This window comes from Vibrio sp. R15-SG3-ISO1B, from assembly GCF_059833835.1.
Genome location: NZ_JCBDGG010000033.1, coordinates 1 through 21,849, shown reverse-complemented (window position 1 = coordinate 21,849; position 21,849 = coordinate 1). Strand labels below are relative to the sequence as shown.

Below are 21,849 nucleotides of genomic sequence, written 5' to 3'. Positions count from 1 at the left end.
TCTCGGTATCGCCGAGAGCGTTTTTCTGTCAGCAAGCGATGTCATGCACCACTCGTTCATCAATAATCGCGTTACTTATGACGCTCTTTAAGCTTATTGATCACATCGTTCATCGATAGACCTTGGTCTTGAAGCAGCACCATCAAGTGGTAGATCAAATCGGCCGATTCACACACTAGCTCCGCCTTGTCGCCCGACGTCGCCGCAAGCGCGACTTCAACGCCCTCTTCGCCCACTTTCTGCGAAATACGTTTGGTGCCACGGGCATAAAGGCTGGCAGTATAGGAAGAGTCTGGGTCGGCACTCTTGCGGGCAGCCAATAGCTGCTCAAGTTGATGAAGCCACACCATTTGCGACTCTTCTTGCTTGTCAGCGTCCCAGCAAGTCGTGGTACCTGTGTGGCACGTCGGTCCGATAGGTTCCACTTTGACCAACAAGGTGTCGTTGTCGCAATCAAGCGCCATGTTCTTCAGTTGAAGCACATTCCCTGAGGTCTCACCTTTCGTCCACAGGCGTGATTTCGTACGTGAAAAGAAGGTCACTTGTCCTGTCTGCGCGGTTTTCTCTAGCGCATCTTGATTCATGTAGCCCATCATCAGCACTTGGCTCGATTGGAAGTCTTGAACAATCGCAGGCACTAAGCCATCCACTTTGTCCCAATCGATACGCTCAGCAAGTGCGCTCACTTGCCCGCTCGCAAAACTCATACTCGTACCTCTACGCCTTGTTGTTTCAGGTAGTGTTTTAACTCACCAATATTGATGATTTGCTTATGGAAAACGGAAGCCGCTAGTGCACCATCGACGTTAGCTTGATGGTAAGCGTCTGCAAAGTGGACCATTTCACCGGCTCCACCGGAAGCAATCAGTGGTACTTTGCACACTTCACGCACCATGTTGAGCTGCTCGATGTCGTAGCCGTTACGCACGCCATCTTGATTCATCATGTTAAGGACAATCTCACCGGCGCCTCGTTTTTGAACTTCTTGTACCCAGTCGCGTGTTTCCCACTGTGTCGCTTTGGTACGTTGTTCGTCACCAGTGAACTGGTACACCTGGTATTGGCCTGTCTCTTTATCGTAATAAGAGTCAATGCCTACCACGATGCACTGCACACCAAATTTATCCGCAAGATCGGTAATCAGCTGTGGATTGGCTAAGGCCGGCGAATTAATCGACACCTTATCAGCACCGAACTCGAGAATGCGCGCCGCGTCTTCAGCCGATTTGATGCCACCTGCCACACAAAAAGGAATGTCAATGACCTCAGCAACACGGGCTACCCAGCTCTTGTCGACCACGCGGCCATCACTGGATGCGGTAATATCGTAAAACACTAACTCGTCCGCGCCTTCCTCAGCGTAACGCTGCGCGAGGGGCACAATGTCACCGATAATTTCATGGTTGCGAAACTGAACCCCTTTCACCACCTGACCATCTCGAACGTCGAGACAGGGAATTATTCGCTTTGCCAACATGCAAACGCCTCCTCTGCAGTAAATTTGCCATCGAGTAACGCACGACCAACAATCACGCCAGACACACCGCTACCTTTGAGCGCCTCGATGTCAGCCAGCGACCCAATGCCCCCTGACGATTGAAATTGCACTTGCGGGTACTGCTTGCAAAGGTCGACGTAAAGCTCAACGTTAGAGCCCGTCAACGTACCATCACGTGAGATGTCCGTGCATAGAACATGCTGTAATCCGACAGTTAGATAATCGTCAATTAAGGCTTCAATCGTCACGCCTGAATCTTCTTGCCAGCCGGAGATCGCCACCTTGCGTACACCTTGATCATCGATATTGATGTCGAGCGCTAAGACAATTCTCTCCGCACCGTATTTTTCCATCCAACCTTTGACCAGTTCTGGTTGCTTAACCGCTGTGGAACCGACCACGACGCGCTCGGCGCCGGCTTCAAGTAAATCCACCACGTCTTGCTCACTGCGCACGCCGCCGCCAATTTGAATTTTTGCAGGGGTACTGGCTAACAGTTGGGCAATCAGGTCTAACTGACGCGCATTGGTGTCTTTAGCACCAGTCAAATCCACCAGGTGCAGCCAGTTGGCGCCAGCTTGGTGATACAGATTAAACTGCTCAGCTGGATCCACTTTGTATTCGGTCACTTGGCCGTAATCGCCCTGATAAAGACGAACGACCTGACCTTCTATTAAATCGAGTGCTGGAATAATCACGAAGGTTATGTCCCTATAATGCTAAAAAGTTTTCAATCAGTTTTGAGCCGGCTTTCGATGAGCGCTCTGGGTGAAATTGCACCCCGTAGTAATTGCCACTTTGCACCGCAGCGGTAAAGGGTTGGCCATACTCACACTGAGCGATGGTGTAGGCACCGACAGGCATCGCAAAGCTATGGACGAAATAGAAATACTCGCCCTCTTCAATCCCCTTAAACAGTGGGTGATCTGGGGTGGCCGATACCGTATTCCACCCCATGTGTGGGAGCGGAAGATCACCCGTCTCCATCAAGCGTACTTCGCCATCACAAAGACCGAGACACTCGACCGCATTTTCGCCTTGCGTGCCTTTCTCTTGGGAGAGTTTGCCAAGCAGTTGCATACCTAAACAGATACCAAGCAGTGGCTTTTCGACCCGTTTCACCAAATCAATCAAATCACGCTCAGCAAGGTTTTTCATTGCTTCGCTTGCCGTGCCAACACCGGGTAAGAACAGCTTATCCGCAGCGAGCACCACATCAGGATCTTTTGAAATCGTCACGGATTGACCTAGGCGCTCAATGGCGAACTTGACCGATGAGACGTTGGCACAGCCAGTATCGATGATAACGACGTTTTGCTTTGTCATAGTCTCTCTCCTTACAACACGCCTTTACTGCTCGGCAGTTCATTGCCTTCCACTTTAATAGCTTGACGCAGAGTGCGACCAAACGACTTAAACAAGCTTTCGATGATATGGTGATCATTATCGCCTACTGAAGAGAGGTGCAAGGTACACGCCAATGTATCGGTCAATGAGCGGAAGAAGTGCACCACCATTTCAGTGGATAAATCGCCGACCTGATCGCGGCTAAACTTGGCATCAAACTTCAAGTAAGGTCGGCCAGAGAGATCCAACGCGCACTGCGCCAGACACTCATCCATCGGCAAGCTGAAACCAAAGCGGCCAATCCCACGTTTATCACCCAACGCTTCTTTTAGTGCTTGGCCCAACGCCAGTGCAGTGTCCTCAATGGTGTGGTGATCGTCGATGTGCAGATCACCTTCCACCTGACATACCATTTGGAAGCCGCCGTGCGTCGCAATTTGGTCTAGCATGTGGTCAAAAAAGCCAAGGCCAGTGCTGATGGCATTGCCACCTTGTTCATCGAGATTAACCTTCACTTTGATGTCGGTCTCTTTGGTGGTTCTCACTACTTCAGCAACGCGAGCATTCACGGTAAGCTCTTTTAAGATTGTCGGCCACCCCATGGTTTCTGGGTGGTATTGGATGCCGCGAATCGCCATGTTTTCCGCCAGTTGAAGGTCGGTCGCGCGATCGCCAATGACCACAGAGTGCTTGAAATCCACTTTGCCGCCTTGAAGGTACTCTTTGACCATACCCAATTTCGGTTTACGGCACGAACAGTTGTCCTCTTCAAAGTGAGGACAAATCAATACATCATCAAACTTCACACCCTGAGAGGAGAAGATCTCCATCATCATGTCGTGCGGCGCATCGAAGTCCGCTTGCGGGTAGCTGTCTGTGCCTAGGCCATCTTGGTTTGTGACCATCACCAAGCGATACCCTGCGTCTTGCAGCGCAAGCAAACTTGGGATCACAAACGGCTCTAGCTTGAGTTTGTCTAAACGATCGACTTGAAAATCAACCGGCGGCTCGACGATTAAGGTGCCGTCTCGGTCAATGAAAAGAATTTTTTGTTGTGTGCTCACTCGAACTTCCTTATCTCAATCTTAAAGGCGCCCGCCACAGCCAGCGCCCATTTGTTTCTTTACTGCGTGTCATCACGCGCTATAGTGCTTACGGATAAATAGCACTTGCGGATAAATAGTAGTTACGGATAAAACCGAGTGTTTTCTCGCACTCATCTCGACTACCAATACTGATGCGAACGCAATCCTCAATCGGCGAATTGCGCAAAATAATGCCAGTGTCCCACGCCGCTTTAAACAGTGCATCACCATCGGGGAATTTCACCAACAGGTAGTTGCCCCACCCCTCGAACACCGTTAAACCAGCAATGGTAGACAGGCCCGCTTGCAAATACGCGCGATTGGCATTGAGGTCCAGCACTTGGAACTTGGCTCTAGCAAGCCCTGCCTCTGAGAGAGCTTGGGTGGCAATTTCCGCCACTGGCACAGGCACTGGGTATGGCGCGATCACTTTCAGCAAGACGTTGATCAACGCCTCATTCGCCAAGGTAAAGCCACAGCGCAGACCGGCAAGGGCAAACGCTTTGGACAAAGTGCGCAAAATAGCCAAATTGGGGTACTGAGCCAGTAAATCGACCGTCGATGCTTCTGGACAAAAATCGATGTAAGCTTCATCCATCACAACAATAGCGCGGTCTTGAGTCATCTCAAGCAGTCGGACGATGTCTTCACGCTTAACCAAATTACCGGTTGGATTGTTAGGGCTGCAAACAAAGACCAGTTTTACCTTGTCTAAGTTGGCTTCAATGGCGCTGAGATCCAGTTGCCAATCTTGAGTCAACGGCACCACTTTTTTCTCCACACCAATGGTTTCCGCTGAAATAGCGTACATTCCGTAGGTAGGTGGACAATATAAAATGGCGTCTTCGCCCGGCTCACAAAATGCGCGAATCAAAAGCTCAATCCCCTCATCCGCACCGCGCGAGGTCAGCGTTTGCTCAGGTTTCACCCCCGCGTAAGCGGCGTAAGCGTTAATCAACTCAGTAGGTTGGCACTCACTGTAGCGATTCAGGCGGGCGAAATCCGTCTTGTACTCATTGTTGAACGGCGACTCGTTGGCATTGAGCCACACATCGCCACTGCCGCCAATGCGACGTGCTGACAGGTAAGGGGTCAGTTGCTGAACTTGTTTGCGTGCTAGCTTTTCCATCTCTTACCCTTGCTTCTGAGCCAATTTTTCAACACGAATGGTAACGGCGCGTTTGTGCGCATCCAGTCCTTCTGCTTCCGCCATAGTCACGACGGTCGGCGCAAGATTTTTAATCCCTTCCTCAGAGAGCTCTTGCACCGTCATACGCTTGGAGAAATCGGCCAAGCCTAGGCTTGAATAGGTGCGAGTGTAGCCATAGGTTGGCAGAACGTGGTTGGTGCCCGACGCATAGTCGCCCGCCGACTCAGGTGACCAATCACCAAGGAAAATCGACCCAGCGTTATCAAGAAGAGGAAGCAGTTCACGTGGGTTCTTGGTCTGTACGATCAAGTGCTCTGGGCCATAGTAATTCGAAATAGAAACCGCCTGAGTGATGGAATCAGAAATGATGATCAAACTCGACGCCAGTGCTTTTTCTGCAATAGAAGCGCGAGAGAGTACTTTAAGTTGACGCTGAACAGCATCCGTCACTTGATCGGCAATCACTGGCGATGGCGTGACCAGCACCACTTGTGAGTCTGGTCCGTGCTCAGCTTGGCTCAATAGATCCGCAGCAATGAAATCTGGGTCGGCGGTCTCATCAGCAATCACTAACACCTCAGAAGGGCCCGCTGGCATGTCGATCGCGGCGCCGCGAAAATCGTTGCTCACTTGGCGCTTAGCTTCTGTGACGTACGCATTACCTGGACCGAAAATCTTGTCCACTTTCGCCACGGTTTCTGTTCCGTAAGCCATCGCAGCAATCGCTTGACCACCACCAACATTGTAAACTTCATCGATGCCACACAGCTTCGCCACGTAGAGGATTTCATCTGCGATCGGTGGTGGTGAGCAGAGTACCACTTTACGACAACCCGCAATCTTAGCCGGTACGCCGAGCATTAATACGGTCGATGGCAGTGGCGCACTGCCACCTGGGATATAAAGACCGACTTTCTGAATCGCTCGAGTCACTTGTTCACACACAACACCAGGTTGCGTTTCAACTTTAATAGGCTGTGGCTTTTGGGCTTTGTGAAACTTAGCGATATTGGCGTACGCTTGCTCAAGCGCTTGCTTCATGGTTTCGCTTAAGCGCTCTGACGCCGCCTCAATCTCTTGAGTTGAGACTCGAATCGACTCTGGTTTGACGCGATCATACTTTTCCGTCAACGCCAGTAGAGCGGCATCGCCTTGCGTTTTTACTTGTGCGATAACCTCAGACACCGCGGCGGTAATATTCGCCCCTTCGGTAATGGCAGGGCGCTCTAAAATAGAGTCTTGTTGAGATTCACTCAATGATTGCCAAACAACTGTTCTCATCGCCCTTACTCCATCATTTTCTCAATTGGAAGTACTAGAATTGAGCTAGCACCAAGCTCTTTGAGTTGTTCCATGGTTTCCCAGAACAAGTTTTCGGTACTCACAAGGTGAACGGCCACTTTTTGTTTATCAGCAGAGAGCGGCAAGACGGTTGGATCTTCTGCGCCCGGAAGGAGCGATTTGATCTGCTCAAGTTTGTCCGCTGGCGCGTGCAGCATGATGTATTTCGACTCTTTCGCTTGCTGAACGCCTTGCATACGGGTCAACAGCTTATCAATCAGTTCGGTTTTATCTTGTGCGAACTCACCTTTGCGCTGAATAAGGGTCGCTTTTGATTGGAAAATGACTTCCGCTTCTTTTAGGCCGTTCGCTTCTAAAGTAGCGCCGGTAGACACTAGGTCAGCGATGGCATCTGCAAGGCCAGCGCGTGGCGCGACTTCAACAGAACCGGTAAGCATACAGGTTGAGAACGGTACGCCTTGCTCATCCATGTAGGCTTTTAACAATTGTGGATAGGTGGTAGCGATACGCTTACCGGCCAAATCTTGCGGGCCGTTGTACTCTTCATCCTTATCAATCGCGATAGAAAGACGGCAGCCACCAAAATCGAGACGACGCAATGTCACAAACTCACTAGGCTCACCCAATGCTTTGCGGTCTAGGCGGACTTCTTCCAATTCGTTTTCGCCAATGAAACCAAGATCAACCACACCGTCCATGATCAAACCTGGGATATCGTCGTCACGCACAAGCAGCAAATCGATTGGCATGTTCTCTGAGTGAACCACCAGTTTTTCACCCATGACGTTAAATTTCACACCACACTTTTTCAGCAGTGCTTGGCTCTCTTTACTTAGACGACCTTTTTTCTGAATGGCGATTCTTAGGCGTTGTGTTTGCATGACTCTTGTATCCCTGTGTTCGAAATCGTTCAAAACGTTAGACTTAAAAACTAAAAAACCCTCGGAAGGTTTGTCTCCCGAGGGTCATAAATCATTATATTTGTGATTTTTTGCCTCCGGGAGTTTCCTATCTCCCGGGTATGCGCACATCTCCCGAAAGACTAGATTGGGTGATGGTGATGATGAATGTTCATTACAAAATTGCGCATACTTATAAAGCTCTCTTAGCTCGCTTGGTTGCTGACCACACTAACCAAGCTCAGGGATCTTTTCAACCTTTAATTTCAACTTTTTCTTATTTGTATTAGACAAATAAGAAAGGAGGCCAAAGCCTCCTTAAAATAATCAATAGAATCTGTCAGTTAGATACGAACTGTCTATCGTTTTATGACGTCGCACAGCTCGCTAGCTTCGACTTAGACATCATTGAAAGCACCGCGCACACGGCCACAAACGCCACGCTGGCGACCGCAAATGAGAGACCGACCGACGCCGTCATACCGAGAGTGATAAAGCCGACACAAGAGATCGCTGCTACAGATAACGCATAAGGTAACTGAGTCGAGACGTGATCAATGTGATTACAACGAGCACCCGTCGAAGACAAAATCGTGGTATCCGAAATCGGTGAGCAGTGATCACCAAAGACCGAACCGGCGAGCACCGCACTCAGCATTGGCAACATCAAGGCAATATCTGTCGCTCCAGCCATATCACCCGCAATCGGCAACATGATACCGAATGTACCCCAAGAGGTACCGGTCGAGAACGCCATCAAGCCCGAGAGCAAGAACAGGATAACCGGCAACCAATGTGGGTTGATGCTACCTTGCGCCAGCGTTGACAGGTATTTACCCGTGTTCATGTCACCAATCACGCTACCAATGGTCCACGCGAAGACTAGAATGAGGATCGCACCAAACATTGAGCGCGCACCAATCCACAGTGTACGAGCAATTTCGATGGTCGCAATGCGTTGCTTAACCACCGTAAACAGCGCGGTTGCCAAACCCACAATACCACCGTAGATCAAAGACAAACCTACATCGGTGTTTTCAAAAGCGCCCAGCAGATTAAACGCTTCACCATCCGCTTTAAGCGCTTGACCACCGGTGTAAAGCATGGCCGCGACCGTTGCAATGATTAACAGCACAATAGGCAAAACCAAATCAAGGACGCGTCCGCCTTCGCTTTCACGAATATCCAGCTCTTCATTGAGCTCGTGCGCTTCTTTGGTGTCGTTCTCTGCATCCTTGTCAAAGCCGCGGCCTTGAGACGCCGCAATTTCATGGCTGCGCATCTTACCGATGTCGAGACCAAACCAAGCCACAGCAAACACCATCAACAGCGCAAATACCGCATAGAAGTTCATCGGAATCAAACGCACGTAAGCGCCCAACGCGGAATACTCTGTGATGCCATGAGAGACTAAGATGCCACCAATGATGGTCATAATATAGGCACCCCAGCTTGATGCGGGCATCAAGACACACATAGGGGCAGCGGTCGAATCGAGAATGTAAGCCAGCTTAGAGCGAGAGACGTAAAAACGGTCCGTGACTGGGCGAGAAATCGCGCCCACCGCCAAGCTGTTAAAGTAATCATCGACAAAAATGAACACGCCCAAAAACGCAGCAAGCAGTTTTGAACCGCGCTTACTTTTCACACGAGACTGCGCCCATTCAGCGAATGCGCGAGTGCCGCCTGAGAGCGTCAGCAGTGCTGTCATCATACCGAGCAAAAGCAAGAAGCCGACAATACTCATGTTCCAAGTATTGAGGCCACCGTCTTCTACGAAAACGCCCGATACGGTTGACGCAAGATAACCCGACGCACTCGCAAACGAATAGTCGTTAAGCAATACGGCACCTAAAACGATACCCACACCGAGAGACACAAGAACGCGACGCGTAATGATCGCAAGACTCAACGCCACGAGTGGTGGCAAAAGAGATAAAGGAGATGAGGCAAAATCAATTAAATTCATGATCTTCAAAAACCAGTAATAAATGGTTAGAGATCTACTGCAGATTAGTCAACCGCACGCGGCCGTTGATAATGTTGAACTTAGCGACAGGGAAGTAGACACTTCACCCAACCCTACAGTAGCGCTCCATAGTTTTACACATTATAGACTATGGCAGTGTTAGCCCTTTCGAGACTAACCCCAGCGAACTCCTTTGATAGGGAAGCCCACTTCGGCGAGATAACCTTTCACGCATGCTCATTGGCATCACCCCAACAAACGCTACTATTTTATTCCGCTCCTCTACCGCACAACCAAAATAATCAACCAATGAAACATCAAATTAACAAAGGTTTTACTGTAGTCATGCATTAGGTGGCGCCATTGTACCCATCTAAAACTGCATTTCAACAATTTGGCTCGTTTTGTTGTCACTTTTATTGCTTAGCGATGGTACAAACGGGAAGCCAACTCTCAATTTGGTGACATTTCACACTGTGCTGACGTTCAACGCCCGGGACATTAAAAACTCGGTGTTGACTGCAATGCCAAATAGATAGCACTTTCTCGAAGTCGAAATATGTGCTGTGATCGAAATCGTAAAAGAAAACGTATTGAGGTGGTTCATTTGAACTATATCGACATTATAATGCCAACTATTAGGAAAATTCGTTCTCATGCTGATTTCGGCGACTTTTATCTAAACAGTACCGTCAGGATAAGAAACGTTTAATAATAGATATGAAACTCTATTATTAAATCTGAGCGTCAAAACAAGACTTAGCCGAATGATCGCTCCAATAAAGTAAAGAAAGGTAAATTTGGCTGACAGTAACAATAAATTTATCGCATTCTGCTAAGAATGGATTGTAATGTTTAAATATCAGGATTAGTATTTAAGAAATACTCTTAAATAAGATAACAATGAGAGATGTTATGTCTGAACTAACAAAAACACTATTAAATATTCGTAGTCTTCGTGCAGCAGCACGTGAACTGACTCTTGAGCAACTGGAAGACGCCCTAAGCAAATTAACGACAGTCTTTACTGAGCGTAAAGAAGAGGAAGAAGCGCAGCGTGCAGCAGCGGCAGAGCAAGAAGCCAAACTGGCTGCCATTGCTGAGCAAATTTCTAAAGAAGGTATCGATATTGATGCCCTTTACTCTGCGCTTGCTGGTGAAACAAAAACCAAAACAAAATCGAAACGTGCACCTCGTCCACCAAAATATAAATACGTGGATGCAAGCGGAGAAACTAAAACTTGGACAGGTCAGGGTCGCACCCCATCTGCTATTCAACAGCAATTGGATGCAGGCAAGAGCCTAGAAGAGTTCCTGATCTAACTTTCGATGTAAGTTAGTTCAAAAAAAAAGCGCCTTTCGGCGCTTTTTTTCGTTTATCGTTCCCAGTAGGCTTCTTCCAAGCTATCTTCTCGCTCTGGTAAACCTTTCGAAAGACGTGGAGAGTGCTGAACCAATACCTCATAACTGGCACGGTTGGAATACTTACATACTTGTGAAAAGGAAGAATAAGTTAAAAACGCATGCGCGTGTTTACTCGAGTTGGGCACATTTTCTTTGTGGTATTTATTCGCGGCCATATCGTGCAACAACGCAGACAATGCCGCATCACCGGCGCCATTGGTGTTTTTAATTTTCTCCGGACCACCCATGTATGGTGAAATATGAGAATATACTTTGATCGCTTGATCGCAATTATCTTTTAATGCAGGGCGGCTAAATTCATAACGATTGAATTCCGCAATACTACCTGGCAACAAAGGCAATGACGTTTCACGTTTGGCTGCTTCTTCGGTATAACCGGCCATAAACAAGCCAAGTGGCCCAGCAGTACACAGCACCAAATCGACCCACTCCAAGGCTTTGTCTGATGCCGCAAGCGGGTCGCTCTCCCCAGTGAGCGCATGCGCCTCATCTTCATTCATCGCTACAACGGTGACATGATCGCGCAAAAATTGCTGCCAAAACTGCGGGTCATCTTGGATGACAAACTTAGTCCCTAACGTGAGAACGACCGGTACATCGTGCTTTTTCGCGTACTCAATAGCGCGCATGGTCGCTTCTGGCATCGGATCGCCCGCTTTGCAGCGCACCAAATACGCAGTCAGCACCAGTGCAGAGGCATTTTTAAAGATTTTTTCTGGAATGCTCTCTGGTTTAAGCTGGTTCATCTGCCCTTCACTAATGGCAAAAGTACGCTCCCCGTCTTCGGTGATCAGCGCGAAGCAGCGTCCAATCGCGCCGTCGACACCTTGCAGATAATTCAAGTCCATTCGACTGGAGGTATTGCACAAATAACGATAGCCGTAACTGCCGATCTTGATGTCCTGACTCATGACACCCAGTAGCGTCGAACGGTCATCCGCCAACACAGAATAGTTGTGCAAGGTATTGCCAATCGTGCCACCCGCGTATTCATTGGTGATCAAATCATCGCGCTTAAGTTCGTCGTATAACGCTTCGGCCGTCGCATCATCAATCACCAGTGAGTGTCCCTTACTTAACTGATATTTTTCGATGAGCGAGCTGCACACTTTAGCTTCAATATCCACTAAGGTTTGGTCGATACCAATAATATGGGTGCGGGACATTTTCTTGCTGTCCTGCGCTTGAGTCACTAAAGGGTCGCGAGCATGAACCGGGAAGTAATGTTTGGATTTGCGTTGGCCGGGAAATTTCATAATCAGAGTAAAGTAAGGGATAAAAAGTGGCGCGATTCTACCGCGCCCTTATTGGCGCGGCAACTCCCGCTAGCATAGCAAACGTTTGCTCGCGCATTTAACCTAGAGCAACGTCGATAAGGATTAGCGGCGGCTTATTCGCCTTCCATAAAACTCAAATCTGGCAACAAATCCAAGTGCTCGGAATAGCGTTTAAGATTAAACTCACCATCGTTTTTCATCACATCAAAAATTTCGATTGAGACTGCGCAAGCCATCATGGCAATTGCTTCGTCTCTTGCTGTGCCCGTCATCATCAAACGCATTAACGTTTCTTTCACTTTGATGGGGTTGCCATCTTGCAGTTGGTTTTCAATTACTTCAATAAGTTGCGTTTCTTGCAGCAGTTCGTCTTGGTGTTCAGTCATGAGGAGTTCACTTAATAATGAGATAGATGAGCCTAGGACTCTTGAATTTCGCCCACTATGCCACAACTAACCCTGCATTACCCAATGATATCCGTGCTAACTGTCGACGTAATGACCATCAACGCAATCAACCGATATGTTGTGATATTTACGCGAGGTACATTGCCGTGTTTAGCAGATAACTTGGGCTCTATTTGTCGAACTATGGGCTGCATAACAACCTAGCGAGAACAAGCTCAAAAGCATCGGTGTGATTTCGATCTCGGATCTGTCACCGCTACCGGCTTTCTGCTAGAATTTGCATCCAGTTAAATTGAGTGGTGTGACCTAATGTCTGAAAACTGTACTGACAACAGTAAAAAGAAAGTCATCGTCGGTATGTCTGGCGGTGTAGATTCGTCCGTTTCTGCCTACCTGTTAAAGCAACAAGGCTATCAGGTTGAAGGCTTGTTCATGAAGAACTGGGAAGAAGACGACAACGAAGAATACTGTACAGCAGCAGAAGATCTCGCCGACGCGCAAGCGGTGTGTGACAAGTTGGGCATCCACCTGCACACCATTAACTTTGCTGCCGAGTACTGGGATAACGTATTCGAATACTTTTTGGCGGAATACAAAGCGGGCCGCACGCCGAACCCGGATATTCTCTGCAACAAAGAGATCAAATTTAAAGCATTCTTGGAATTCGCCGACGAAGTCCTCGACGCCGACTACATTGCGATGGGTCATTACGTGCGCCGCACCTTCCCTGACAATGGCGAAGCACCTAAGATGCTGCGTGGATTAGATGGCAACAAAGATCAAAGCTACTTCCTTTATACACTAAGCAGTGACCAAGTAGCGCGTAGCCTATTCCCTGTTGGCGAGCTTGAAAAGCCGGAAGTGCGACGCATCGCCGAAGAGCAAGATTTGATCACCGCCAAGAAAAAAGATTCCACCGGCATCTGTTTTATTGGTGAGCGCAAATTTACCGATTTCTTATCTCGCTATCTACCTGCGCAACCCGGTAAAATCGAAACACCGGAAGGCAAAGTGATTGGCGAGCACCAAGGTTTGATGTACCACACGCTAGGCCAGCGCAAAGGACTACACATTGGTGGTCAAAAAGGCGGCGGCGGTAATGAAGACCCTTGGTACGTGGCAGACAAAGATCTGAAACGCAATGTGTTAATTGCTGTGCAAGGTGCAGATCACCCTCTGCTCAAGTCTGAGGGTTTGGTGGCTTCACAGTTACATTGGGTCGATCGCACACCGATTCGCGAGCCAATCAAATGCACGGTAAAAACCCGCTATCGCCAAACCGACATCCCTTGTACCATCACACCTATCGATGATGAGAATATCAAGGTTACCTTTGATGAGCCTCAGGTGGCGGTGACCCCAGGGCAATCTGCGGTATTTTATGATGGTGATGTGTGCTTAGGTGGCGGCATCATCGAGCAGCGTCTGTAATGGACAGTGTGTCTGTAATCAACAGTTTATTGATAGGAGTACGATTCGGTGGCTAATGCACTCTATGACCGCACCATCGCCTTTGCCGGTATTTGCCAGGCCGTCGCTTTGGTTCAACAAGTGGCGAAGAACGGTTACTGTGACAATGACGCGTTCGAAACCTCGTTAAAAGCGGTCTTAAACACCAATCCAAGCAACACAGTGGCGGTGTATGGTCGTGAATCCGATCTTAAACTGGGGCTTGAGTGTTTAGTCAAAGGGATCGATAGCACGCCAGCAGGCAGCGAAATCACACGCTACATCATTAGTCTCATGGCGCTTGAACGTAAACTCAGTGCCCGCCGCGACTCTATGTCTCAGCTTGGCGATCGCATCCAGATGTTGGAGCGCCAACTTGAGCACTTTGACCTACACAGCGAGCAGATGATCAGCAACCTTGCCAGCGTCTACCTGGATGTCATCAGTCCGGTGGGTCCGCGTATCCAGGTCACTGGCACACCGTCCGTATTACAGCAGACTAGCAACCAGCACAAAGTGCGTGCCTTATTGCTCTCTGGCATTCGTAGTGCTGTGCTATGGCGTCAAGTGGGCGGCAAACGTCGCCACCTTATTTTTGGACGCAAGAAGATGGTGGAGCAAGCACAAATTTTGCTCGCCAGAATGTAAGATACACCACAGAGAATCTTGGCTCGCCACTCGGCGAGCTTATTTTTTCTCTGTCGGATAAGAATCGCGCAAACGTTTGCGCAATATTCGTGACAATTGCCACAGTTATTGGTATAAAGCTCACCAGATTTAAAACCCAATTCAGGAGAACATCATGGAACTGTCAGCACTGACTGCTGTTTCACCCGTAGACGGCCGTTACGGTAGCAAGACAATTGCACTTCGCAGCATCTTTAGTGAGTTTGGTCTACTAAAGTACCGCTCTATCGTTGAAATTCGTTGGTTACAAAAGCTCGCAGCGACCGATGCCATCGCAGAAGTTCCTGCCTTCAGTGCAGAAGCGAACCAGTTCCTTGATGACCTAGCGGCCAACTTCTCAGAAGAGGACGCGGCTCGCATCAAAGAGATTGAGCGCACAACCAACCACGATGTCAAAGCCGTTGAGTATTTCCTTAAAGAGAAAGTCGCTGGCGTTCCTGAACTGCATGCCGTGAACGAATTCATTCACTTTGCATGTACGTCAGAAGACATCAACAACACCTCTCACGCTCTTATGCTTAAAGAAGCGCGTGACAGCGTGATTCTTCCTGAAATCAAAAATATCATTGATGCGATCAAAGCACTGGCTGTCGAGTACCGCGACATCCCGCTACTCTCTCGTACTCACGGTCAACCAGCATCACCGACCACTATGGGTAAAGAGATGGCGAACGTGGCGTACCGTATGGAACGTCAATACAAGCAGATCGAAAATGTTGAGATTCTCGCGAAAATCAACGGCGCAGTAGGTAACTACAACGCGCATCTTTCCGCCTACCCTGAGCTTGATTGGCACCAGTTCTCTGAAGAGTTCATTACGCAATCTCTTGGCGTAACGTGGAACCCATACACGACACAGATCGAACCGCACGATTACATCGCAGAACTGTTTGATGCCATCGCACGTTTCAACACCATCCTTATCGATTTCGATCGTGACGTTTGGGGTTACATCGCACTGGGTCACTTCAAGCAAAAAACCATTGCTGGTGAAATTGGTTCTTCAACCATGCCACACAAGGTGAACCCAATCGACTTTGAAAACTCAGAAGGCAACCTAGGTTTATCAAACGCGGTATTTGGCCACCTAGCACAAAAACTGCCTATCTCTCGTTGGCAACGTGACCTAACGGACTCTACCGTGCTACGTAACCTTGGTGTGGGTGTGGGTTACGCAATCATTGCGTACACGTCGACCCTAAAAGGCATCAGCAAACTGGAAGTGAACCGTGAAGCCCTGCTTGCTGAGCTAGACACAAACTGGGAAGTGCTTGCAGAGCCTGTGCAAACCGTTATGCGTCGTTACGGTATTGAAAAACCATACGAGAAGCTAAAAGAGCTCACTCGTGGTAAGCGCGTTGATGGCGAAGCAATGCGTCATTTCATCGACGGTCTAGAGCTTCCAGAGCACGAAAAAGCGCGTCTGAAAGAGATGACACCTGCGAACTACATTGGTCAAGCCATCGAGCTGACTGACAAGCTGTAAGCGAGCGTTCTCGCAGCAACAATCAAAAGACTTTGCCTCGGCAAAGTCTTTTTCATTTCTGGCGTTTTCATTTCAGAGTATGTGAGCCTCGCTTAGAGATGAGGACTGTTTAAGGCGCCTACTGCTTTTGGAAAAAGAGCGTGATTTGCCCCACTTCCATCCCCCATTTCTTTATCTTGGTCAGGTTGAACACGTGCCGTTCATCTTGTCGATATAGCCAATCATCAAAACTGACCAACACACTGCCGTCATCCAATGGCAGTTCAAAATCGTATTGCCATTGCAGCGCATTACCGACTTCTCTTCCGCGGGCGGTACCGATGATGTCATCCGCTTGCCCGGTGTAGTGACCCGGTTCAGTGCGTGTTATCGTCCAAATGCGCTGACTCAACTCGCCATCATCAAAACGAAAATCTTCCACCAGCGTTAACGTGTCACCCTCTACTGTTCCGTCAATAATGACAAAAAAACGCCGAGTCTGTTTATCTGTATAGTCTTGCACCATCCCCCAAGCGTGGGTTTCGCCTTGAAAATAGTCGAACAAATCAAAAGCTGGACCGCTAGTTTGGTAGTCATCAATACCGGCACTACACCCCACCAATACGACACTCAAAAGTATCGCCGCTAAACGAGCACCTAAACGAGATATCATCGCTGCTTTCCTATCAGTTGTTGACGCAATCTTGGGTAGTCAGTGTTGGGGGAAAGCCATATTGAGACAAACGCATCATTAAAGGCTTCATCGTCGATAATGCCAATGCGCTGCGTATCCGACTGACGCGTATAATAAAACTCACCCACTTGACCGTTGGTCACATAGGTTAAGTTGTGCCCCTGTTCGATATTGGGGAAAACCTCGGCCAAACGAGTCAACCAACCTTGTGCAACCTCTTCTCTGTAGCCGAGTTTTTGCCACTGCTCCATCGTGGCATTGAGTAACTGATCTTGACTGATGTTACGCTGATAAGTAATGGAGAGCGCGAGTGGATGAGGCGTCACGTCGTCACTTTCCCGGTATTGACCATTGGGCGCGCGTAACTCCGACTGGTAAATATCAAAAAAGAGCATGGAGAGCTGCGCCTGACCGACCACCGGCCAGTGTGACCATAGCGCGTTCTGCGTCTGTTCATTATCTCCCCCTGAAACGTGTCCCGCTGAAATGGAGGCGTGCGCGTATTGAGACAAGCACAGCACGCTAATCAGGAATGTCATGACCTTTTTCATTGCCGTATATCCTTAACATCAAACCTATCACCACCATCCACTGACCAAAAAGAATCAGTAAACTGAGTGTGGGAGAATAGCCGAATTCAACCGCACCAAGCCGCTCTCCCGCCCAATAACTCAAAGCGCCCGAGAGCCCTCCTATCACTGTTACGATCCAACTGGGGTATGTGTTCACCAAGGGCAACAAAAAAGTGCTGTACCAGATGAATATCGCCCAAAGCGCCGATAGCCAAATCGGTATCAACCAAGTTGAATGCATCGCGTACTCGAACCGCAGTACCCCCGCAAGCATATTGACACTGTCGATGCCAATACCAACAGCGAAAACGATACCAACAAAACTCAAAGGCAACGGCTTAGCTGACACCCCTATGGTGACCGCATAAGTCGCCACCACCAGCGCAACCAACCACCATTGCCACGCCTCATTGCCTAATACTGCGAGCAGCCAAAGCGCTTGAAACCAGCTCGATATCAGCAGTAAACGAATCATCAGTTATGGTCGCTGAAATGTCATATGAACGGTGCTGATGCTCTTGGCTTTAAAGCCCCCTTCGCAATAGCAGAAGTAGTAGTTCCACATGCGAATAAAACGCTCATCAAACCCTAAGTGTTTGACGCGCGCCAGCGAACCATTAAAGCGTCGATGCCAGTGGTTGAGCGTTTGCGCGTAGTCCTGACCAATATCGAATAGGTTTCGCAGCACCAAGTCACTGTGTTTGGTGGTGGTTTGTGTCAAGGCCGTGATGGATGGCAGAAATCCTCCCGGGAAGATGTATTTCTGGATAAAATCCACATTGTCGCTGTAATAGTCATAGCGCTGATCGGCAATGGTGATCGCTTGAATGGCCATCAATCCACCCGGGCGCAGTAGAGACTGACACTTCTCGATATAAGAGCGCAGATACTGTTTACCGACGGCCTCTATCATCTCGATAGATACCAATTTATCGAACTCCCCCTCAAGCAGACGATAATCTTGCTTGAGCAAAGTAATATTATCCTGCAAGCCAAGTGCTTCTATCCGGCTCGCGGCGTATTGATATTGTTGCTCAGAGATAGTGGTTGTGGTCACATGGCACCCGTAGGTCGTCGCCATGTAGATGGCCATCGCGCCCCAACCCGTGCCGATTTCAATCACTCGGTCTTGCTCGTTGAGCTGCAATTCCTGACAGAGTCTCTCCATCTTATTGATCTGCGCTTGTTCTAATGAGTCACTTGGGTCAGTAAACAGCGCCGAAGAGTAGAGCATCTCTTTATCGAGGAAGGTTTGATATAACTCGTTGCTCAAATCATAGTGCGCTTCAATGTTCTTCTGCGCCTTCTCAACCGTATTGCGATTTAACCAATGGCCGAGCTTATAGAGGATTTTAGAGAGTAAGCTGCTGCGACTTTCCAAGGCATCCAATGCGGATAAGTTCTTCGCCATCAATTCCATCACTTGGGTCAGATTCGGGCTGTCCCACCAGCCATCCATATAGGCTTCACCTGCTGCAATGCTGCCCCCCTTGAGTAGACGCGCGTAAAAGCCGGGGTGCTTAACTTCAACAATGGCATGGGGTCCATTATCTAAGTGCTGATTGGATCCGTGATGCTGACCAAACGTCTCTTGTCTTTGACTGCCATCACTGTCACTAAACACTTCTCGTATGGTCAGTGTCCCGACCTGCAGATGGGACAGAGTCGAAAAGGCGAGATTACGCGCCGTTTTTTGCACAGTGGTCAGCGCTCTTGGTATGGGCATTACTTGCGAATTCATTGTTCTCTTTGCTCCTTGCAACATGTCCGGCGGACTCTGTTTTGTGCGTACATTTGTCTTTGTTTTAGGTGCTAGGGTTTTAGATGGCTATACGCCTTGGCTAGCTGTTGGTCTCTTTGTCTTGGTAGCCGGGTTCTTGGGAACCGGGATGGGAATAAAAAGGCGCCCCTTTCACCCACAGTTTCAACGCATGCCAATAAATACCTATCACCACTTTTACTGCCATAATCGGCGTTGCGATCAATCGCTTAGCGAGTTGAGTGGAGGTAAGAGGCTGTTTACGCATCGCCATCGTGGCATCAAACACCTTAGTTCGCGTTGTCTCCTCCCCATTACTATGACATTCAAGATGGACAAACAGAGACTCAGTAAGCGGTTTAAGACGCCATACATAAGTCTGTTTAATTGGGTTAAACGGTGACACATGAAAAGCCTTATTGTGACGCCAAGTGCTGGCATCATTGGCATCCACAGCGTAGTAATGGCGCTCGTTCCAAGGCGTGTTGGAGACCTCTGCCAATAAGTAGCGCCATTGCCCTTGTTCATCATAAAGGTAGTAAAAATTGACCGGGCTGAAGTAAATCCCGAGGTACCTAAGATGGAGGACGGCTTCAACGCGGCCTCGCAGGGTAACACCCGTCAGCGCTTCGACCTTGTCTTGCACCGCGACCTTGAGACTGCCCTCGCCAACATAGTCACTGCGTTTGAATCTCGCCCAGTGCCACCAGCGTGTACCAAATGCCCAGACTCTGCTTTCCAGCGCCTCTAGCTCATCCAAATCGATGCACGGCATAAAGAGCGGATAATTGAGACTGTGCGAGATGGGCGAAAAACGCCGATGTCTCACATCCCCCACCAGCAATGCACTGCGCAAAGCGTCTGTCATTAGGCGGCACCTCGTGTCGTCTGCGCGAGTGCTGCGATACCGCGAACCACATCCAGGGCACTGCGTACACCGTCCTCGTGGAATCCGTTGTACCAGTAAGCGCCGCAAAACCAGGTTTGACTTTGCCCGTTGACTTCCTCTCTGCGACCCTGGGCGTTGAGAGATTCGGTATTGAACACTGGATGATGATAATTGAAGGTACGCAGCACTTTGCTCGGCTCGATATGCTGTGAGCTGTTGAGTGAAACGCAAAAGGTCACCGGCGCTTCAATGTGCTGAAGAATGTTCATGTTGTAAGTCAGCGTCGGTGCGCGAGTGTGCTGGCCGTCTCCACCTTCAATCCAGTAGTTCCAAGACGCCCATGCTGCCTTGCGAGTCGGCAGCAAAGCTTCATCTGTATGCAGAATCACTTCGTTGGCTTGATAGGCAAGATGGCTCAGCACTGAGGTTTCGCTTTCACTCGGTTCTGCCAGCATCGCGAGGGCTTGATCACTGTGACAAGCAAAAATAACCTGATCGAAACGTTCAGACTGTCGCTGCTCGCTTTGCGTCGCGCTTCGGTCAACATAATGAATCGTCACACCTGCCGAATCACGTGTGACACGAGTGACAGGCGTGTTCAAACGAATTCTCTCTTTGAAGCCTTTGGTCAGCGGGTCGATGTACTCACGCGATCCTCCCTCAATCACATACCATTGCGGGCGGTTGGTGACGTCCAGCAAGCCGTGATTGAGGAAAAAGCGGGCGAAGAAACCGAGTGGGAAGGCGCGCATATCCGCCAAGGTTGATGACCAAATCGCGGCGCCCATCGGCAAAATATAGTTCGTACAAAAATAGTCACTGAATTCATGTAGAGTAAGAAACTCACCAAGGGTCAATGAACTCTCTTGACTAGCCTGAGCTTGCGCTTTCACTAAACGGTTAAAGCGCAAAATCTCGAAAATAAAGCGATAGAACTGCGGGCGAAGCCAATTTCGCTTCTGGGCAAACAAGGTCGTGAGTGTGTGGCCATTATACTCCAGTCCATTATCGTCGTTTCTCACACTGAAGCTCATCTGGCTCGGCCTGCCGCGCACGCCAATCCCCTGCATCAACTGGATAAAATTGGGGTAAGTGCGATCGTTGTAAACAATAAATCCGGTATCTACCGCGTAGGTGTGCCCTTCAACCTCCACGTCCACCGTCGCAGTATGCCCACCCACATAGTCGTTGGCTTCAAACACGGTGATGTCGTGGTTTGGATGTAGGTAGTAACCACAGGTTAAACCTGAAATACCCGAGCCGATGATTGCTATTTTCATTGTTGTTATCCTTGTTCCCTATCCTGTTATCTATGCAGCGAATGCGTTCAACGCGAGCCAAGTAGTCGGCTGACCAGCGCGGTTTGCCAACGATAAGGCAACGCACCAAACACGCGCAGTAGCGTGGTGAATCGTTTGGGGAAATAGAGCGTCGACACACCCTTTTCCAAACCTCTTCGAATCGAGTCCGATGCCGATTGCACCGAAACCATCATCGGCATATCAAACGTATTTTTGTCCGTGAGCGGCGTTTTGACAAAGCCTGGAAAAATGAGCGTGACATCAACGCCTTTGGGCTTGAGATCCAGCTGCAGCGTGCGGGCGAGATAGCTAACCGCCGCTTTTGAGGCGCCATAAGCTTCTGCCCTTGGCAAGGCGACCTCACTGGCGATCGAACCCAAAATTGCGACACGCTGCCCTGGTGAAAAATGCGATTGCGCTGCGGTGACGAGATTGACCACCCCCATCACATTAATCGCAAAAATGCGCTCGAACAGAGCAGCATCCATCAAACCATCATCGATGTACTCACAATCTCCGGCGCTGAGCAGCCATACGTCCGGTGTGTTCTCGAGGGAGTCGATGGCTTGAGTGGTCTGCGCGAGATCGGTGACATCAAACCGCAGCGGCGTTATCGTCTCAAATTGCTGCGCCAGCTCTGCGAGCGCTTGCTCGTTTCGACCACAAGCGATCAC

General features: G+C 49.2%; 22 protein-coding genes, 1 riboswitch and 1 other annotated feature. Of the genes, 4 read left to right on the top strand and 18 right to left on the bottom strand.

Annotated elements, in window-relative coordinates:
- Positions 1–71: 71 nt before the first annotated feature.
- The 9 genes from hisIE to AC6R0S_RS09650 all read right to left on the bottom strand — a co-directional run bounded on the left by hisIE (position 72) and on the right by AC6R0S_RS09650 (position 9,250).
- A complete protein-coding gene (gene hisIE / locus AC6R0S_RS09690; protein WP_334550764.1) occupies positions 72–707 on the bottom strand; it encodes a bifunctional phosphoribosyl-AMP cyclohydrolase/phosphoribosyl-ATP diphosphatase HisIE in 636 nt (211 codons plus the stop codon).
- Positions 704–1,477, bottom strand: a complete 774-nt coding sequence (gene hisF / locus AC6R0S_RS09685) for an imidazole glycerol phosphate synthase subunit HisF (RefSeq protein WP_500626904.1) — start codon at positions 1,475–1,477, stop codon at positions 704–706. The genes hisIE and hisF overlap by 4 nt, the downstream gene beginning before the upstream one ends.
- Positions 1,459–2,196, bottom strand: coding sequence for a 1-(5-phosphoribosyl)-5-[(5-phosphoribosylamino)methylideneamino]imidazole-4-carboxamide isomerase (gene hisA, locus AC6R0S_RS09680; RefSeq protein ID WP_500637809.1), 738 nt, complete (start codon positions 2,194–2,196; stop codon positions 1,459–1,461). The genes hisF and hisA overlap by 19 nt, the downstream gene beginning before the upstream one ends.
- Positions 2,197–2,209: 13 nt before the next feature.
- Complete coding sequence (gene hisH / locus AC6R0S_RS09675) at positions 2,210–2,824, bottom strand: imidazole glycerol phosphate synthase subunit HisH (protein WP_500637808.1); 615 nt, start codon at positions 2,822–2,824, stop codon at positions 2,210–2,212.
- Between the two features lie 11 nt (positions 2,825–2,835).
- Positions 2,836–3,909 carry a bifunctional histidinol-phosphatase/imidazoleglycerol-phosphate dehydratase HisB gene (gene hisB, locus AC6R0S_RS09670; protein ID WP_500637807.1) on the bottom strand — a complete coding sequence of 358 codons (1,074 nt, stop codon included), beginning with the start codon at positions 3,907–3,909 and terminating at the stop codon, positions 2,836–2,838.
- An 88-nt stretch (positions 3,910–3,997) separates the two neighbouring features.
- On the bottom strand, positions 3,998–5,059 hold the full coding sequence (hisC, locus tag AC6R0S_RS09665) for a histidinol-phosphate transaminase (RefSeq protein WP_500637806.1): 1,062 nt from the start codon (positions 5,057–5,059) through the stop codon (positions 3,998–4,000).
- Positions 5,060–5,062: 3 nt separating this feature from the next.
- The gene (hisD, locus tag AC6R0S_RS09660; RefSeq protein ID WP_500626909.1) at positions 5,063–6,361 is read right to left on the bottom strand and encodes a histidinol dehydrogenase; all 1,299 of its coding nucleotides are present in this window, start codon (positions 6,359–6,361) and stop codon (positions 5,063–5,065) included.
- A 5-nt stretch (positions 6,362–6,366) separates the two neighbouring features.
- Positions 6,367–7,263: an ATP phosphoribosyltransferase gene (gene hisG / locus AC6R0S_RS09655; RefSeq protein WP_334550773.1), complete on the bottom strand. Its 897-nt coding sequence runs from the start codon at positions 7,261–7,263 to the stop codon at positions 6,367–6,369.
- Positions 7,264–7,312: 49 nt separating this feature from the next.
- Positions 7,313–7,449 (bottom strand) — a sequence feature (His leader region).
- A 199-nt stretch (positions 7,450–7,648) separates the two neighbouring features.
- Positions 7,649–9,250 (bottom strand): Na+/H+ antiporter NhaC family protein, encoded by a 1,602-nt coding sequence (locus tag AC6R0S_RS09650; RefSeq protein ID WP_500626910.1) that lies wholly within the window; start codon positions 9,248–9,250, stop codon positions 7,649–7,651.
- Between the two features lie 111 nt (positions 9,251–9,361).
- Positions 9,362–9,543, bottom strand: a riboswitch (Lysine riboswitch).
- 622 nt (positions 9,544–10,165) lie between these two features.
- Between AC6R0S_RS09650 and AC6R0S_RS09645 the strand changes: the two genes are divergently transcribed.
- A complete protein-coding gene (locus tag AC6R0S_RS09645) occupies positions 10,166–10,573 on the top strand; it encodes an H-NS family histone-like protein (RefSeq protein WP_334550775.1) in 408 nt (135 codons plus the stop codon).
- 53 nt (positions 10,574–10,626) lie between these two features.
- On the opposite strand, the gene AC6R0S_RS09640 is transcribed toward AC6R0S_RS09645, so the two are convergent.
- Together AC6R0S_RS09640 and AC6R0S_RS09635 are read right to left on the bottom strand one after the other, a co-directional pair.
- Positions 10,627–11,931, bottom strand: coding sequence for an inosine/guanosine kinase (locus tag AC6R0S_RS09640; RefSeq protein ID WP_334550777.1), 1,305 nt, complete (start codon positions 11,929–11,931; stop codon positions 10,627–10,629).
- Positions 11,932–12,065: 134 nt separating this feature from the next.
- A complete protein-coding gene (locus tag AC6R0S_RS09635; protein WP_487902049.1) occupies positions 12,066–12,338 on the bottom strand; it encodes a hypothetical protein in 273 nt (90 codons plus the stop codon).
- 330 nt (positions 12,339–12,668) lie between these two features.
- On the opposite strand from AC6R0S_RS09635, the gene mnmA reads away from it, so the two are divergent.
- The 3 genes from mnmA (at position 12,669) to purB (ending at position 15,981) form a co-directional block, all read left to right on the top strand.
- Entirely contained in the window at positions 12,669–13,790 is a 1,122-nt protein-coding gene (gene mnmA, locus AC6R0S_RS09630) for a tRNA 2-thiouridine(34) synthase MnmA (RefSeq protein ID WP_487902048.1), read from the top strand.
- 48 nt (positions 13,791–13,838) lie between these two features.
- The gene (gene hflD, locus AC6R0S_RS09625) at positions 13,839–14,456 is read left to right on the top strand and encodes a high frequency lysogenization protein HflD (RefSeq protein WP_487902047.1); all 618 of its coding nucleotides are present in this window, start codon (positions 13,839–13,841) and stop codon (positions 14,454–14,456) included.
- A 154-nt stretch (positions 14,457–14,610) separates the two neighbouring features.
- On the top strand, positions 14,611–15,981 hold the full coding sequence (gene purB / locus AC6R0S_RS09620) for an adenylosuccinate lyase (RefSeq protein ID WP_500637805.1): 1,371 nt from the start codon (positions 14,611–14,613) through the stop codon (positions 15,979–15,981).
- A 118-nt stretch (positions 15,982–16,099) separates the two neighbouring features.
- Here purB and AC6R0S_RS09615 read toward each other — a convergent pair whose 3' ends face one another.
- The 7 genes from AC6R0S_RS09615 to AC6R0S_RS09585 form a co-directional block, all read right to left on the bottom strand.
- Positions 16,100–16,633 carry a DUF3833 domain-containing protein gene (locus AC6R0S_RS09615; RefSeq protein WP_500637804.1) on the bottom strand — a complete coding sequence of 178 codons (534 nt, stop codon included), beginning with the start codon at positions 16,631–16,633 and terminating at the stop codon, positions 16,100–16,102.
- Entirely contained in the window at positions 16,630–17,193 is a 564-nt protein-coding gene (locus AC6R0S_RS09610) for a chalcone isomerase family protein (RefSeq protein ID WP_500637803.1), read from the bottom strand. The genes AC6R0S_RS09615 and AC6R0S_RS09610 overlap by 4 nt, the downstream gene beginning before the upstream one ends.
- The gene (locus AC6R0S_RS09605) at positions 17,177–17,701 is read right to left on the bottom strand and encodes a DUF2878 domain-containing protein (RefSeq protein ID WP_500626915.1); all 525 of its coding nucleotides are present in this window, start codon (positions 17,699–17,701) and stop codon (positions 17,177–17,179) included. Before AC6R0S_RS09605 ends, AC6R0S_RS09610 begins: the two co-directional genes overlap by 17 nt.
- Positions 17,702–17,704: 3 nt before the next feature.
- A complete protein-coding gene (locus AC6R0S_RS09600) occupies positions 17,705–18,967 on the bottom strand; it encodes a class I SAM-dependent methyltransferase (protein WP_500632631.1) in 1,263 nt (420 codons plus the stop codon).
- Between the two features lie 100 nt (positions 18,968–19,067).
- Positions 19,068–19,853 (bottom strand): DUF1365 domain-containing protein, encoded by a 786-nt coding sequence (locus AC6R0S_RS09595; RefSeq protein WP_500637802.1) that lies wholly within the window; start codon positions 19,851–19,853, stop codon positions 19,068–19,070.
- Positions 19,853–21,154, bottom strand: coding sequence for an NAD(P)/FAD-dependent oxidoreductase (locus tag AC6R0S_RS09590; protein ID WP_500637801.1), 1,302 nt, complete (start codon positions 21,152–21,154; stop codon positions 19,853–19,855). The genes AC6R0S_RS09595 and AC6R0S_RS09590 overlap by 1 nt, the downstream gene beginning before the upstream one ends.
- Positions 21,155–21,201: 47 nt before the next feature.
- A partial coding sequence (locus tag AC6R0S_RS09585) for an SDR family NAD(P)-dependent oxidoreductase (RefSeq protein WP_500637800.1) occupies positions 21,202–21,849 on the bottom strand: 648 nt, incomplete at its 5' end.